This window comes from Haemophilus sp. SZY H56, from assembly GCF_054332415.1.
In genome coordinates, this window is sequence record NZ_JBTGNX010000003.1 from 62701 (window position 1) to 78019 (window position 15319).

Annotated in this window: 17 protein-coding genes and 4 pseudogenes; 10 read left to right on the plus strand and 11 right to left on the minus strand. The window is 38.1% G+C overall.

Annotated elements, in window-relative coordinates; all coding sequences use genetic code 11:
• The first annotated feature begins 51 nt into the window (after positions 1-51).
• Together ACXVWP_RS03285 and ACXVWP_RS03290 are read left to right on the plus strand one after the other, a co-directional pair.
• The gene (locus ACXVWP_RS03285; protein WP_289901279.1) at positions 52-567 is read left to right on the plus strand and encodes a SprT family zinc-dependent metalloprotease; all 516 of its coding nucleotides are present in this window, start codon (positions 52-54) and stop codon (positions 565-567) included.
• 50 nt (positions 568-617) lie between these two features.
• The gene (locus tag ACXVWP_RS03290) at positions 618-1136 is read left to right on the plus strand and encodes an opacity family porin (RefSeq protein ID WP_289901278.1); all 519 of its coding nucleotides are present in this window, start codon (positions 618-620) and stop codon (positions 1134-1136) included.
• Between the two features lie 53 nt (positions 1137-1189).
• Here ACXVWP_RS03290 and ACXVWP_RS03295 read toward each other — a convergent pair.
• Positions 1190-1483, minus strand: a pseudogene (locus ACXVWP_RS03295) (transposase); the annotation flags it as partial.
• 135 nt (positions 1484-1618) lie between these two features.
• Here ACXVWP_RS03295 and htpG point away from each other — a divergent pair.
• Complete coding sequence (gene htpG / locus ACXVWP_RS03300) at positions 1619-3499, plus strand: molecular chaperone HtpG (protein WP_297568531.1); 1881 nt, start codon at positions 1619-1621, stop codon at positions 3497-3499.
• Between the two features lie 137 nt (positions 3500-3636).
• Here htpG and ACXVWP_RS03305 read toward each other — a convergent pair whose 3' ends face one another.
• On the minus strand, positions 3637-3792 hold the full coding sequence (locus ACXVWP_RS03305; RefSeq protein ID WP_162836956.1) for a hypothetical protein: 156 nt from the start codon (positions 3790-3792) through the stop codon (positions 3637-3639).
• 180 nt (positions 3793-3972) lie between these two features.
• Between ACXVWP_RS03305 and ACXVWP_RS03310 the strand changes: the two genes are divergently transcribed.
• The 4 genes from ACXVWP_RS03310 to ACXVWP_RS03325 are packed head-to-tail and all read left to right on the plus strand — an operon-like array spanning position 3973 to position 6567.
• Positions 3973-4371, plus strand: a complete 399-nt coding sequence (locus tag ACXVWP_RS03310) for a helix-turn-helix domain-containing protein (protein ID WP_297568537.1) — start codon at positions 3973-3975, stop codon at positions 4369-4371.
• A gap of 8 nt (positions 4372-4379) precedes the next feature.
• Positions 4380-4724: an ArsC family reductase gene (locus ACXVWP_RS03315; RefSeq protein WP_289901275.1), complete on the plus strand. Its 345-nt coding sequence runs from the start codon at positions 4380-4382 to the stop codon at positions 4722-4724.
• A gap of 27 nt (positions 4725-4751) precedes the next feature.
• Positions 4752-5885, plus strand: coding sequence for a succinyl-diaminopimelate desuccinylase (gene dapE / locus ACXVWP_RS03320; protein ID WP_458473248.1), 1134 nt, complete (start codon positions 4752-4754; stop codon positions 5883-5885).
• A 1-nt stretch (position 5886) separates the two neighbouring features.
• The gene (locus ACXVWP_RS03325; RefSeq protein WP_289901273.1) at positions 5887-6567 is read left to right on the plus strand and encodes a M15 family metallopeptidase; all 681 of its coding nucleotides are present in this window, start codon (positions 5887-5889) and stop codon (positions 6565-6567) included.
• 42 nt (positions 6568-6609) lie between these two features.
• Here the strand turns inward: ACXVWP_RS03325 and rapZ are convergent, their stop codons facing one another.
• From rapZ to yjgA, 6 genes are all read right to left on the minus strand, one after another.
• Positions 6610-7467 (minus strand): RNase adapter RapZ, encoded by an 858-nt coding sequence (rapZ, locus tag ACXVWP_RS03330; RefSeq protein ID WP_289901272.1) that lies wholly within the window; start codon positions 7465-7467, stop codon positions 6610-6612.
• Positions 7468-7514: 47 nt separating this feature from the next.
• On the minus strand, positions 7515-8018 hold the full coding sequence (gene ptsN, locus ACXVWP_RS03335; protein WP_289901271.1) for a PTS IIA-like nitrogen regulatory protein PtsN: 504 nt from the start codon (positions 8016-8018) through the stop codon (positions 7515-7517).
• Positions 8019-8021: 3 nt separating this feature from the next.
• Complete coding sequence (gene lptB / locus ACXVWP_RS03340; protein ID WP_049364392.1) at positions 8022-8747, minus strand: LPS export ABC transporter ATP-binding protein; 726 nt, start codon at positions 8745-8747, stop codon at positions 8022-8024.
• A gap of 3 nt (positions 8748-8750) precedes the next feature.
• The gene (lptA, locus tag ACXVWP_RS03345; RefSeq protein ID WP_297568542.1) at positions 8751-9269 is read right to left on the minus strand and encodes a lipopolysaccharide transport periplasmic protein LptA; all 519 of its coding nucleotides are present in this window, start codon (positions 9267-9269) and stop codon (positions 8751-8753) included.
• On the minus strand, positions 9250-9858 hold the full coding sequence (gene lptC, locus ACXVWP_RS03350; protein ID WP_297568544.1) for an LPS export ABC transporter periplasmic protein LptC: 609 nt from the start codon (positions 9856-9858) through the stop codon (positions 9250-9252). Before lptC ends, lptA begins: the two co-directional genes overlap by 20 nt.
• Before the next feature lie 81 nt (positions 9859-9939).
• Positions 9940-10476, minus strand: coding sequence for a ribosome biogenesis factor YjgA (yjgA, locus tag ACXVWP_RS03355; RefSeq protein WP_297568545.1), 537 nt, complete (start codon positions 10474-10476; stop codon positions 9940-9942).
• Between the two features lie 88 nt (positions 10477-10564).
• Here yjgA and pmbA point away from each other — a divergent pair, with 88 nt between their 5' ends.
• From pmbA to ACXVWP_RS03370, 3 genes and pseudogenes are all read left to right on the plus strand, one after another.
• A complete protein-coding gene (pmbA, locus tag ACXVWP_RS03360; RefSeq protein ID WP_297568548.1) occupies positions 10565-11920 on the plus strand; it encodes a metalloprotease PmbA in 1356 nt (451 codons plus the stop codon).
• Positions 11921-12122: 202 nt separating this feature from the next.
• Positions 12123-12662, plus strand: a complete 540-nt coding sequence (gene hpt, locus ACXVWP_RS03365) for a hypoxanthine phosphoribosyltransferase (protein ID WP_297568558.1) — start codon at positions 12123-12125, stop codon at positions 12660-12662.
• Positions 12663-12710: 48 nt separating this feature from the next.
• Positions 12711-13362 (plus strand): annotated as a pseudogene (locus tag ACXVWP_RS03370) (IS1595 family transposase).
• A 110-nt stretch (positions 13363-13472) separates the two neighbouring features.
• On the opposite strand, the gene ACXVWP_RS03375 reads toward ACXVWP_RS03370, so the two are convergent.
• The 3 genes and pseudogenes from ACXVWP_RS03375 to ACXVWP_RS03385 form a co-directional block, all read right to left on the minus strand.
• On the minus strand, positions 13473-14825 hold the full coding sequence (locus ACXVWP_RS03375; protein ID WP_297568565.1) for a GntT/GntP/DsdX family permease: 1353 nt from the start codon (positions 14823-14825) through the stop codon (positions 13473-13475).
• A 94-nt stretch (positions 14826-14919) separates the two neighbouring features.
• Positions 14920-15084 (minus strand): annotated as a pseudogene (locus ACXVWP_RS03380) (TIM barrel protein); the annotation flags it as partial.
• Positions 15069-15293, minus strand: a pseudogene (locus ACXVWP_RS03385) (cyclase family protein); the annotation flags it as partial. The pseudogenes ACXVWP_RS03385 and ACXVWP_RS03380, both read right to left, overlap by 16 nt.
• Between the last annotated feature and the right edge of the window lie 26 nt (positions 15294-15319).

Below are 15319 nucleotides of genomic sequence, written 5' to 3' on the forward strand. Positions count from 1 at the left end.
TAAAATATGTATGATAAAAACCGCTAAATTAGCGGTTTTTGTTTACTTAACATGATGATGTCATCTCAAACCCAGTTTCGGCATTTAAAAATGCAGGTACAGCGCAAACTTGCAGAAACATTACAACTGACTGAAAATCACTTTCAACGGAAATTTCCTATTCCGACAATCAGTTATGACTTGCGAGGTGTAAAGGCTGGCGTTGCATACTTGCAGAAAAATGAGATTAAATTTAACCGCACTTTACTACTCGAGAACTCAGATGAATTTATTCGTCAGGTGGTTCCACACGAATTAGCCCACCTTATTGTGTATCAAGTATTTGGGCGAGTGAAACCGCATGGACAGGAATGGCAAGCGGTGATGACGCAGTTATTTAATCTCCCTGCCGATACTTGTCACCAATTTGATGTGGAAAGTGTACAAGGTAAAATGTTTGCTTATCAGTGTGAATGTCAGACCCATTATTTAACGATTCGTCGGCATAATCGCATTCAACGCGACAAAATTATCTATTTATGTCGAAAATGCCGAGGAAAATTATTTTTTCATGATGAAAATAAGTAAGTGATATGATATATTTCCAGTGTTTTCAATCAAATAACAGGGGTTATCCAATGAAAAAATCATTATTAGCTATCGTTGTCGGTGCATTAGCGGTTGCTTCAACTGCAAATGCTGGTTTATTTGCCGAAGGTGATCTAGGTCTTTCAAGAACTAAATTAAGCAATGGTGGTTCAAGCAAAACTAAAATTGAGCCTCGTGTTGCAGTGGGTTACAAATTAGGTAATGTACGTGTAGCCGGGGATTATACTCACCACGGTAAGTTTCAAGGCACTAAAGTTCAAGGCTTAGGTGCAACAGTGTTCTATGACTTCGATACCAATTCTCAAATTGAACCTTATGTAGGTGCTCGTCTTGCGGCTAACCGTTTCAAATTTGAAGAACGGGCAGATCAACGCTATAAAAGCTCTTCTGAAACTAAAGTAGGCTATGGTGTCGTAGCAGGGGCTAAATATAAATTAGCCGAAAAGGTGTATGCAAACGGTGGTTTAGAATATAACCGTTTAGGTAGCTTTGACGATACTAAAGTGAATAACTATGGCGCTAAAGTGGGCGTAGGTTACGAATTCTAATTTTCCTTTTGAAAAGTGCGGTTGATTTTGATCTGACCCCAAAAGTTAGACTGTTATTTAAAGGATTGTTTTCGATATTGTATCGGACTCAGTCCTTTTAATTTTAGTTGAATCCGTCAGTGGTTATAGTAATCCAAATAATCTCTGACAGCATCAACTATCTCTTCTTTTGTTTTAAATTCCCGACCATAAAAACATTCCGTTTTTAATCGCCCAAAGAAACTTTCCATTGCGGCATTGTCCAAGCAATTCCCTTTTCTCGACATACTTTGAATGATGCCATGTTCAGTCAAGATTCGACGATAAGTTACCATTTGATATTGCCAGCCTTGGTCTGAATACAAAATGACACCACAAACTTTATTTAGTCCAACTTTTGGGGTGCAGATCAAATTCACCGCACTTTGCTTTTCCCCTTGAAATCTTTCTTTTTATTCTTATATCTGTGACATTCAATTTTTATCTTTATGAAGGAAAAAATTATGTCACAAAATCAAGAAACTCGCGGCTTCCAATCTGAAGTCAAACAACTTCTCCAATTAATGATTCATTCTTTGTATTCCAACAAAGAAATTTTCTTACGTGAATTAATTTCTAATGCCTCTGATGCAGCAGATAAATTACGCTTTAAAGCACTTTCCAACCCTGCTTTATATGAAGGTGATGGCGACTTGCGTGTGCGCGTGAGCTTTGATGCGGATAAAGGCACTATCACCATCAGCGATAACGGGATTGGGATGACCCGTGAACAAGTGATCGATCATTTAGGTACGATTGCCAAATCTGGAACAAAAGAATTTTTGACCGCACTTGGACAAGATCAAGCGAAAGATAGTCAGCTCATCGGTCAATTCGGTGTGGGCTTCTATTCGGCGTTTATCGTTGCCGATAAAGTGAAGGTGAAAACCCGTGCGGCAGGTGAGGCGACTGATAAAGGCGTGCTTTGGGAATCTGCCGGGGAAGGCGAGTATTCCGTGGCGGATATTGAGAAAAAATCCCGTGGTACTGATGTGATTTTACATTTACGCGAAGATGAAAAAGAATTTTTAAACGAATGGCGTTTGCGTGAAATTATCGGTAAATATTCTGACCATATTGGCTTGCCAGTGGAAATGCTCACCAAAGAATATGATGACGAAGGCAAAGAAACCGGTGAAAAATGGGAAAAAATCAATAAATCGGATGCCCTTTGGACACGTTCTAAAAACGACATTTCCGATGAGGAATACAAAGAGTTTTATAAACATTTAAGCCATGATTTTGCGGATCCTGTCACTTGGGCGCATAACAAAGTGGAAGGAAATCAAGCATATACTAGTTTGCTTTATGTGCCAGCTAAAGCACCTTGGGATTTATTTAATCGCGAACATAAACATGGCTTAAAACTTTATGTTCAACGCGTATTTATTATGGATGATGCTGAGCAATTTATGCCGAATTATCTACGTTTTATGCGTGGTTTAATCGATAGCAATGACTTGCCATTAAATGTATCTCGTGAAATTTTGCAAAATAACAAAATTACTGCGGCATTGCGCAAAGCATTAACTAAGCGTTCATTACAAATGCTAGAAAAATTAGCAAAAGATGATGCAGAAAAATATCTGCAATTCTGGAAAGAGTTTGGTTTGGTCTTGAAAGAAGGCCCTGCAGAAGATTTTGCTAACAAAGAAACTATCGCGAAGTTATTGCGTTTTGCTTCAACACATAACGATAGCAGCGAGCAAACTGTCTCTTTAGAAGATTACATCTTGCGTATGAAAGAGGGGCAAAAAGCTATCTATTACATTACAGCGGATAGTTATGTCGCAGCGAAAAATAGCCCGCACTTGGAATTATTCAATAAGAAAGGCATTGAGGTTTTATTGCTTTCCGATCGCATTGATGAATGGATGTTAAGCTATTTAACTGAATTCGACGGTAAACAATTACAAAGTATCACGAAAGCAGATTTGGATTTAGGTGATTTAGCCGATAAAGAATCTGAAACGCAAAAGCAACAAGATGAAGCCTTTAGTAGTTTTATTGAGCGTGTGAAAAACTTGCTTGGTGAACGGGTGAAAACGGTGCGTTTAACTCACAATTTAACGGATACACCAGCGGTGGTTTCTACGGATAATGATCAAATGACGACCCAAATGGCGAAATTGTTTGCAGCCGCAGGACAACCTGTACCAGAAGTAAAATACACCTTTGAACTTAATCCAGAACACCACTTAGTGAAAAAAGTGGCTGATATTGCAGATGAAATTGAATTTGCTGATTGGGTGGAATTGTTGCTCGAACAAGCTATGTTAGCAGAGCGCGGATCTTTGGAAAATCTAGCTGCGTTTATTAAGCGCATTAATAAGTTGTTGGCATAATGAATAAACGCCTTGGTGTAGTTCCAAGGCGTTTTTAGTTTCAATCTATTTTTGAATAGATTATTTTATTTATTTCACCACCTAACTTATTTTCATTACTTAGTTGTAAATAAGATAAATGTAGGCTTTTCTTTTTTTTATTGTCCGCCTGGGCGACGATCAGCGGCACGATCTCCACAGGCTGAGCCATCTTTTGCGGTTTGCCAATAATGATCACATCTTCCTGCGTTAGCAAAAGATGAAAATGTACCTAAAGCAAATGTTGCTAATAAAATCATTACAATTTTTTTCATATATACTCCAATGTAAATTAAACGTAGTATGAATAAAACACGACACTAAATTGACTTTAGGTTAAAATCTTCATGCGGTGTATATTCTTAGAAATTATAATTTTATGGATATTATGCAAAAGATAGTTGTTGTAATGATGTTCTATACTATTTGTTACTTGACAAAATATGAGGTCTAAAATGAGCGTTAATGAGAAAGTAAGATTATTCAGAGAGTTGAATCAATGGTCTCAAGAGGAAATGGCTGAAAGAATGAATATGTCTGTGGCTGGATATGCAAAAATTGAAAGAGGTGAAACGAATATAAGCCTTCATAAATTGAAACAGATAGCATCAGTCCTACAAATAGATCTTTTGGATTTGTTATCTACCCATGATAGCGGCGTTATTTTAGTTGGTGGAGAAAATAATCAAAATCATTTTCGTAATAACTATTATGGTAATCAATCAGCTGAGTTAGAAGTAGAAAAATTAAAGTTAGAATTAAAACATAAAGATGAATTATTGAAACAAAGAGAAAGTGAATTAGAAACTTTAAGAGATATAGTAAATTTATTAAAACAAAAAATGAAAGATTAGGGGATATTATGCTAATAGTCTATGGCATTAAAAATTGTGATACAGTGAAAAAAGCGTTGAAGTGGCTGGCGGATCACCATATTGAACACAAACTTCACGACTACCGTGTTGATGGTTTAGATTCGAATTTTTTAACTCTGGCAGAAGCTCAATTTGGCTGGGATGTGTTGATGAATAAACGCAGTACAACTTGGCGTAATTTGGATGAACAAGTTAAAAATTCCCTTGATAAAACCACCGCACTTTCCGTGCTAGCTGAGAATCCAACCTTAATTAAACGCCCAATTATTTTACAAGATGGAAAGGCATTAATTGGATTTAATGAAAAGGAATATCAGGCTGCTTTTGCCTAAAGTGCGGTTATTTTCTTAGGAGTTTTTATGAAAGAAAAAGTGATTTTTTTGGCACAAGACCTCATTCGTCGCCCCTCTATTAGCCCTAATGACGAGGGATGTCAGAAAATTATTGCCGAACGTTTAGAAAAGTTAGGTTTTCAAATTGAATGGATGTCTTTTAATGATACGTTGAATTTATGGGCAAAACACGGAGCGGGTGAGCCAGTTATTGCTTTCGCTGGACATACGGATGTTGTTCCTACTGGTGATGAAAATCAATGGTCGTATTCTCCGTTTTCTGCTGAAATTATTGATGGTATGCTTTATGGTCGCGGTGCGGCGGATATGAAAGGATCCCTTGCTGCAATGATTGTTGCGGCAGAAGAATATGTAAAAGCCAATCCGAATCATAAGGGTACGATTGCATTATTGATTACCTCTGATGAAGAGGCCGCTGCAAAAGATGGTACTGTGCGAGTGGTTGAGACTTTAATGGCGCATGATGAGAAAATTACTTATTGTATGGTTGGTGAGCCGTCGAGCTCGAAAACATTAGGCGATGTAGTCAAAAATGGTCGTCGGGGTTCGATTACAGGTAACCTCTACATTCAAGGCATTCAAGGTCATGTGGCTTATCCTCATTTAGCGGAAAACCCAATTCACAAAGCGGCGCCTTTCTTGCAGGAATTAACCGCCTATCAATGGGATAATGGTAACGAATTTTTCCCGCCGACCAGTTTACAAATTGCAAATATTCATGCGGGTACAGGGAGTAATAATGTCATCCCTGGTGAGCTTTATGTGCAATTCAATTTACGTTATTGTACGGAAGTTACAGACGAAATTATTAAGCAGAAAGTGGCAGAAATGCTTGAAAAACATGGATTGAAATACCGTATGGATTGGAATTTATCGGGTAAACCATTTTTAACCAAACCGGGTAAATTATTAGATGCATTAACGACCGCAATTGAGCAAACAACCGGTATTACACCACAAGCAGAAACAGGTGGCGGTACCTCTGATGGACGTTTTATTGCATTAATGGGTGCTGAAGTTGTGGAATTTGGGCCGCTTAATGCAACCATTCATAAAGTGAATGAATGTGTAAACGTTGATGATCTTGCCAAGTGCGGTCAGATTTATCATCAAATGTTAGTGAATTTATTGGATAAGTAAGATGAAATTAACGCCCGAAATGTTAACCGGCAAATCTCGTGAACATTTGATCAATTTGCCTACACCTCATTCTCTGAATCATTTTTTGCAAGCAGAGGCAATGAAAGCGTTTCAAGGATTGCAACAAAGTGCGGTCAAAAATGGCTTTAATTTGCAACCCGCGAGTAGCTTTCGTGATTTTGAACGTCAACAACTCATTTGGAACGGTAAATTTAACGGTGAACGCAAGGTTCATGATGATGCGGGAAATTCATTAGATTTAGCGTTGTTAGATGATTGGCAAAAAGCACAAGCTATTTTACGTTGGTCAGCGCTTCCGGGTGGCAGTCGTCATCATTGGGGAAGTGAAATCGATATTTTTGATCCTGATCTTTTGCCTCAAGGTCAATCTTTACAACTTGAACCTTGGGAATATGAAAAGGGTGGTTATTTCTTTGAACTTAGTGAATTTCTCACTGAAAATCTACCGCACTTTGATTTTGCTTTGCCTTTTATTAGCCAACCAGAAGGTAAAAAAATCGGCCGAGAGCCTTGGCATATTAGCTATTTACCTTTAGCTGATCAGGCCTCACAATTATTTACGCCAGATGTACTATTGAAAGTTTGGCAGCATGAAATCGTGGATGGAAAAGAAACGTTAATTACACACTTGCCTGAGATTTTTGAACAATATGTGGTTTAACAAAAAAACGCAGCGAGGTCGCTGCGTTTTTTATGATATTGATTAATTCTTTTTATTTTTTTCCAAGGATTTATGCTGAATTTTTACATTCTTACCTTTAGCTTGGAAATATTCACCGATTTGTTGAGCGATATAAACAGAACGATGTTTACCGCCCGTACAACCAATGGCAATGGTTAAATAGCTTCGATTATGTTGCTCTAACATCGGTAACCACGTTTCAATGTAATTACGCGTTTGGTAGATAAAATTATTCACTTCATCATGCGCAAGCAAAAATTGTGCAACAGGTTCATCAAGCCCTGTCATTGGGCGCAGTTCTGGATTCCAGTGCGGATTAGGTAGAAAACGCACATCGAAGACATAATCAGCGTCAAGCGGAATGCCATATTTAAAGCCAAATGACTCAACTACGATCTTCAGTTCTTTATCTGTATTACCGCGTAAAACTTCCCTTAAACGTTCAGATAACGCATGAGTGGAAAGTGGCGCAGTATCAATAATAAAATTAGCATGTTGAATTAAAGGCTCAAGTTGCTGATATTCTAAATCAATCGCTGACTCAAGCGGGAGATCTTGTGCTGAAAGTGGATGAAGACGACGTGAATCGCTGTAACGACGAATAAGTGTACTACGATCGCTGTCCAGAAAGATGATTTTGACGGAATAAGTACCTTGAATATCGGTCAGAATTTTGTCTAAGTCAGCACTTGAATGAGGAAGATTTCGAATATCGAGGCTGATGGCGACAGCCGTTTGAGTTTTGGCGAGAATATTGGTGAGTTGAGGAAGTAAATCGAGAGGAAGATTATCCACGCAATAATAGCCCATATCTTCCAAAGCTCGTAATGCGACAGATTTTCCTGCGCCTGAGCGACCGCTGATAATAATAATTTCCATCTACGATATTCCTTATAATTTAGTCGGTTAAGTGATATTTTTTGAGATTATACTTTATCTAACTTTTTATTATCATTAGTTTTTTCAGAATGATCGGCACATTCAAAAACTTGCCAAATTTCATCCGCACTTTTTGCAGAGCGAAGTTGTTTAATTAAGCTTTTATCGGTTAATTTTTCAGTGAGCTTAGCCAAAACTGGGATGTATTCTTGGCAGAGATTTTCAGGTACGAGTACCGCAAAAACGATATCTACCGGTTTGTTATCTGCAGAATCATATTCAACAGGACTATCTAACTGCATAAATATGGTTAATATTTTATCTAAAACATTTTTAGGTAATTTGGCTTTAGGCATTGCGACGCCATTACCTAATCCAGAATTGCCTAATTTTTCTCGTTCAAATAAACATTCAAAACAAGCCTGCTCGCCATTTTCACCATGAAGTTTCTCCACAACGAAAGCTGCAATGGATTCAAATAATCGTTTCTTGCTAGAAAAAACAACCCCCTGACGAATATCATCAGGGGAGAGTAAGGTCGTAAATTTCATAGGTTATAGTTTAAATTGCTCACCTAAATAGACACGCTTAACGTGCTCATCATTCATAACTTCTTCCGGTGTGCCGGTCGCGATAATTTTCCCTTCACCAACAATGTAAGCGCGTTCACAAACATCAAGGGTTTCGCGTACGTTATGGTCAGTAATTAACACGCCTAAGCCACGATTACGGAGATCCGTGATGATTTTCTTAATATCCGTGACCGAAATAGGATCCACACCCGCAAAAGGTTCATCTAATAAAATAAATTTTGGATTTGCTGCTAAGGCGCGCGCAATTTCTACACGACGACGTTCACCACCAGAAAGAGATTGTCCCAGGCTATCACGAATATGGCTAATATTGAACTCATCAATTAACTCATCCGCTCTCTCTCTGCGTTGTTCTGCAGTGAGATCTTTACGAATTTCTAATACCGCCATAAGATTTTCATATACGGTTAAACGGCGAAAGATAGAGGCTTCTTGTGGTAAATAGCCAATTCCTCTGCGTGCACGTTCATGCATAGGTAATACGCTAATATCATCGCCATCAATGGTGATTTTCCCCTGATCGTGACGCACTAAACCGACGACCATGTAGAAAGTGGTGGTTTTACCGGCACCATTTGGACCTAGTAGGCCCACAATTTCATTGGAGTTTACGGTTAAACTCACATCAGAAACCACTTTTCGGCTTTTATAACTTTTTGCGAGGAATTCGGCTTGTAATACAGACATCGGTTATTTTTTACCTTTTTGTTGTAATTGGGTTGGAATTAAGACGGTTTGCACGCGTGATTTTCCATTACCATTGGCTTTTAACTGTTGTTTTTTCACATCATAAGTGATGCGTTCACCGTTAATTTTGCTATCTAATTGTTTTAATTCAGCCTTACCGGTTAATGTTAAGAATTCTGTGCCTAAATCGTAGTGAACTTTATTGGCTTTACCATCAACAGGCTTCCCATCATCAAGTTGTTGGTGGAAAGTAACAGGGCTACCAAAGGCTTCAACAGTTTCTTTTTTACCTGAATTTTCTGGTGGACGAGTAATAACCACTTTATTGGCTTTAATCAAAATGGAACCTTGTGTAATCACAACGTTATCTGTAAAGGTTACCACGCTGTTTTCCATATCTAAAGATTGATTATCTGAGACAATATTAATCGGTTTATTAGTATCGTCTTTTAACGCAAAAGCAGATAAAGAAGTCATCATTAACGCCGTTAAAAGCAGAATTTTATTGTTTGTTGATTTCATAATATGTTTTTACCTGTTCCTTTAGAGTTGCAACTTGCTGACGTAAATTTCCGACGAGCTTCAATCCACTTGAGTTAAAGTTTAATCCGTTAATTTTTACTTGTGTATCGGAAGTAATGTCTTGTGTTTTTAAATTAATCACTGCCGCTTCAGTCTCAACACGTTGCAGGCGAGATAAAGGATCAAGACTCTCGGCAACCACGCCGCCTTCAAGATAGAGTATTTGATCTTTTGTTAATTTTGCCTTTTTCGCGCTAAGCTTCCAATTTTGTTTTTCTAATTGAATTTTATCGGTTTTTGCTTCTTTGTCTTTATTGTCCAAAGAAACATCAAAAAGATAGACTAACGGTGAAATAAAATCCGTATGACCGTCTTGCGTGTAATATTCCACTTTGTCGGAAATCGCGAGATATTGCTTTTTGCCTTCAGGCGAGAATACGGTGGTTTCCATTTTATTGCCGACGTATTCTGGGCTATCAGGTTTTTTAATGAGGCTTTGTAAATCGCTATGATCTTGATTAAGCGAATAATACCAGCCTAATAAAGCCAGGGCGATGACACCTAAAATAATATTCCAACGAATATTCATAAATAACGTTCTTTCCTTCTTAAAAGGGTAACTAATCATAGCACTTTTTTGACACAAAGTGCGGTCAAAAATAGCTGTATTTTAGTCTTCTAAAATGAGAGTTTTTAAGATCTGATAAATCTCGCGATAAGCTTTTGACGGCTTATTTTGTTCCTTTTCTTTTTGTGCTGCACGAATCAAATTACGTAATTGTTGGCGATCTGCAGAAGGATGCTCATTTAACAAATCAGTCAGTGCTGCATCACCTTTCACAACCAACTCATCACGTAAGATTTCCAATTTATGCAACATCGCTTGCTGCTGATTATGTTTGTTTTCAATTTTTTCTAACGCTTCACGAATAGGCTCAGCATCAATTGAGCGTAAGAGCTTTCCAATATATTGTAATTGGCGACGACGCGCTTCTTTTTGCAGGCGTTGCGCTAATTCAATGGCATCTTTCAAGCTATCGTCTAGTGGAACCTTAGTCAGATTTGCTTTGGTTAAGTTCACCAATTTCTCGCCGAGCTGTTTTAAATCCTCAGCGTCGCGTTTGATTTCACTTTTACTTACCCAAATAATCTCTTCTTGGTCTTCATCTTCCCAATCAAAGGCTTCTTTTTTCTTACGTTTTGCCATTCTATTACCTTATGAAAAATTTGGTGCATTTTAGCATAAACTTTCAAAATAAGATAAAATGGCGCAAATTTTTAATAGGATTATCATCATGAAAACAGCAGAAAATTTAACCGCACTTTTAAAATCTCAAGAGCAAACATTGCGTGATGCAGTCAGTTTTGCGATTGAAACCGCGCAGAAAGCGGGGGCAACCGCTGAAGTCGGTGTGACAAAAGTGAGTGGTTTATCGGTTTCAACCCGTCTGCAAGAGATTGAAAATGTTGAATTTACTAATGATGGGGCATTAGGCATTTCTGTTTATTTAGGCCAACAAAAAGGCAATGCTTCTACCTCAGACTTAAGTGAAGAAGCGATTAAAAATACCGTTGAAGCAGCACTTGCTATTGCAAAATATACTTCACCAGATGATTGCACAGGGCTAGCCAATAAAGAACTAATGGCTTTTGAAGCACCTGATTTAGCGCTTTATCATAGTGCAAATGTCGATGTCGAACAGGCTACAAAATTAGCTTTAGAAGCTGAAAAATCAGCGTTGGAATACGATGCTAAAATTGTGAATAGTAATGGCGCAAGCTTTAATTCGCATACTGGCGTGCGTGTTTATGGCAATACACACGGCATGCTACAAAGTTACTTATCTAGCCGCTATTCTTTATCTTGTTCGGTGATTGGTGGCGAGCTAGATCAACTTGAAAATGACTACGAATATACAGTTTCACGTGAGTTTGATGCGCTTTCTCCAGCGGATTGGGTAGGACAGAATTGTGCAAAAAAAGTGATTGCGCGTTTAAATCCACAAAAATTAACGACACGTGAAGTGCCGGTGATTTTCTTAAATGATGTGGCAACAGGATTAATCTCTCATTTAACTGGCGCGATTAGTGGCGGCAGCTTATATCGTAAATCCAGTTTCTTGCTCGATCATCTTGGAAAACAAGTATTGCCAGATTGGTTCCAAATTAGTGAGCGTCCTCATTTGTTAAAACGTTTAGCATCCACGCCTTTTGATAGCGAAGGGGTGCGAACACAGGATCTTGAAATTATTCAAGATGGCGTATTGCAAACCTATTTGCTCACCAGTTACAGCGGTAGAAAAATGGGCATGCAAAGTACCGGTCATGCAGGCGGTATTCATAACTGGCTTGTGAAACCAAATTTAACGGGCGGATTGACCGCACTTTTACGTCAAATGGGCACCGGTTTATTGGTGACAGATGTCATGGGGCAAGGCGTAAATATTGTGACGGGGGATTATTCCCGTGGCGCAGCAGGCTTCTGGGTGGAGAATGGTGAAATCCAGTATCCAGTTGCTGAAATTACCATTGCCGGTCAATTACAGGATATGTTGAAAAATATTGTGGCAGTAGCAGATGATATTGAACATCGCTCCAATATTCAAACAGGTTCAATCTTGTTAGATAAGATGAAAATTTCAGGAAATTAATAAATTTTTTAAAATGATAATAATTCTTATTGACATGTAATTTCTTTCTGCTACTATACGCACATCTGTTTAGCAGCGATTGCAGATTGCTCCAACAGGTAGAGTAGAAAGTAAATTCGTTAGGGTTAAAAAGGCTGAAGGTTTAAACTTCAGCCTTTTTTATTGTAGAATACGCAAACGATTAAATTAAAAGGGAAAGACCATGAAAAAACACCACGTCGATATTTTAATTTCAGAAGCGGATGTTCGTAGCCGCATTACTGAACTTGGCGCAGAAATTACGCATTTTTATCAACAACAAGCCGTTGATAAACTGATTGTTGTTGGGCTTTTACGTGGTTCATTTATGTTCATGGCCGATCTCGTACGTAAATTAAAATTACCGGTAGAAGTGGAGTTTATGACCACATCAAGTTATGGCGCTGGGATGACAAGTAATCACGATGTTAAAATTACGAAAGATCTTGAAGGCGATATTCGTAATGAACATGTGCTAATTGTTGAGGACATTATTGATACAGGTTACACCCTTGAAAAAGTGCGTGGCATTTTAAATTTACGCGATCCTGCAAGCTTGGCGATTTGTACCTTGTTAGATAAACCTTCTCGCCGAGAAGTGGAAGTACCGGTTGAATGGATTGGTTTTTCTATTCCGGATGAATTTGTTGTCGGCTATGGTATTGATTACGCTCAACGTTATCGTAATCTAGGCTATATTGGTAAAGTGGTTATAGACGAATAATTTATTTGGGGGATGATGTAGATTAGTAAGTGTGCTAGTCTATAAAAAATGAATATAACTCATTGTAAATTAAAGAAATCTATACAAAATAAGCTCCTTGAATTTTTTGTATTAGAAGTGACAGCCCGAGCAGCGGCTGATTTACTCGGTATCTAAGCCAATTCAGCGATTTTTTTTACAGAAAAATTCGTGAAGTCATTAGCTATCATTTAGCCCTTGAAGCCGATGAGGTTGTTGATGGTCAACTTGAGCTTAATGAAAGCTATTTTGGCGGTCATCGTAAAGGAAAACGAGGTCGAGGCGCAGCAGGAAAAGTTACTGTATTCGGTTTGTTAAAGCGACAAGGAAAAGTATTTACGGTGGTGGTAGAAAATACCAGAACAGAGACATTAATGCCTGTTATTATGATAAAAATCAAGCCTGACAGCTGGGTTTATACCGATACTTATCGAAGCTATGATGCTCTTGATGTGAGCAAATTTCACCACGAACGAATCAATCATTCCGAACTATTTGCGGTGAAACAAAACCACATAAATGGAATAGAAAATTTCTGGAGTCAGGCGAAGAGAATACTCCGAAAATATAATGGCATCGACCGAAAAAACTTCCTTTATTATTGAAGAAATGTGAATTTTGGTTTAACTTTGGATCACCAAAAGAACAACTTAAAACATTGCGAAAATGGAGTGGTATTTAGGGCTAATCTACGTCATCCCCAAAAGATAATATGAGAAGAGATTTTTAAACATAAAAAGTTCCTCATAAAATAAAGGCAAGCTATGTTGCCATAACTTGCCTTAGCATTGATTAAACAAAAGCCCACATTAAACACACAAATCCAAATGCGATTGTGCCGTAAATTGTCGTGAGAATTGACCAAGTTCTCAGTCCCTGAGAAATTGTAATGCCAAAGAATTTCGTCCATACCCAGAACAAGCTATCGTTAACATGTGATAAGGTCATAGAACCAGCTCCTATCGCTGCGGTAACTAATGCGGCTTGAATACCCGTATAACCTGCTGTAGTAATTGCTGGCGCTAAAATAGTTGCTGTAGTAATTACGGCTACTGTAGCTGAACCTTGTGCTGCGCGTAACAATGCGGCAAGAATGAAACCGAGCAATAAGACAGGTAATCCAGTACTGGATAAGACATCTGCTAATGCTTTACCTACGCCACTCGCATCTAACACTTTACCAAACATACCACCAGCACCAGTAATTAAGATAATGCCCGCGATAGGTGCTAATGCTGAGTTTAAGATTTCTTCTAATTGATCTTTGCCCCAGCCACGTTTAATACCAAGTACATAAGAGGATAAGCATACGGCAATCATTAAAGCAAACGGTGACGCCCCTACCATACTAAAAAATTCACGAACAACACTTTCTTTTGGTAATGTTGTAGCTGTTACTGTCCCCAACATGATTAATACTAATGGGAAAACTATCATTGATAACACAGTTCCAAATGATGGTAAGCCATTATCTTCTTGTGAACGAAGTTTTTGATATTCAAGTAGATCACTTGAAGTTGGAATGCTCACAAAATTATTTTTTGTAAAAAATGGAATAAATGTTTGACCAATTAAAACTGCAGGAAGCGCTGCGACAAAGCCTAATCCTAGTACTAAACCAATATCAGCATTTAACACTTGAGCACCAGCAACTACACCTGGATGAGGTGGCATAAGTACATGCACTGTCAACATAGACAAACCAATTGGTAATGCATAGACCAACATATTACCACCAAGGCGACGAGCTACACTGAAGATAATTGGGATTAATACAATGAAACCAACATCAACAAAAACAGGGATACCAAAAATAAAACCTGTCATTGCTAATGCAAATGGCGCTCTTTTGGCACCAAACTTATCAAGCAACCAACTCGCAAGTACATCTGCGCCATTAGATTTCTCAATCACTTTACCCAACATTGCTCCAAGACCAACAATCAAAGCAACGCTACCTAAGGTGCCACCCATACCACTAATTAACGTTGGAATAACTTTCCCCATCGGAATGCCAGCAGAAAGCGAAACTGCAATACTCACCAGCCCTAACGCAATAAATGGATGAACTTTACCTTTAATCATCAAAGTCAAAAGCGCGATAACACTCACAACACCGATTAAAATAAGAACTTCATTTGACATAAAGATGCCCTCTTATTCAAAAACGTTCTGCCAAAGCAGAACGTTTAGCTGAGATAACACTTTAAAATTTAAAGTGCGGTTAAATTTTTATCAATTATTTATATTTTTGGAACCAATCTAATCCTGCTGTGGTTTCGCCACGTGGTTTGTATTCACAGCCAACATAGCCATCATAACCAATAGTATCAAGTTTATCGAAAATGTATTGGTAATTAATTTCACCTTCGTCGGGTTCATGACGGTCTGGTACAGAAGCAATTTAATTGGCAGTTCATTGATACTTAAAACCATCTTTTACAAAGTGGCGTGACGCATCCATATGTGTACCGCAATGATTTGGTATTTTAGAGATAAAACTGCTAAATGGTGTTATCTCATTTATATCTGTACAACGTATCACTTCACTACAGGTTAGCCAGGCCAAGCTAAATTATTTGGATCTAATGTGTGTGATAAATATATAAACATCATTGATCTCCTGATTAAATTTTAAC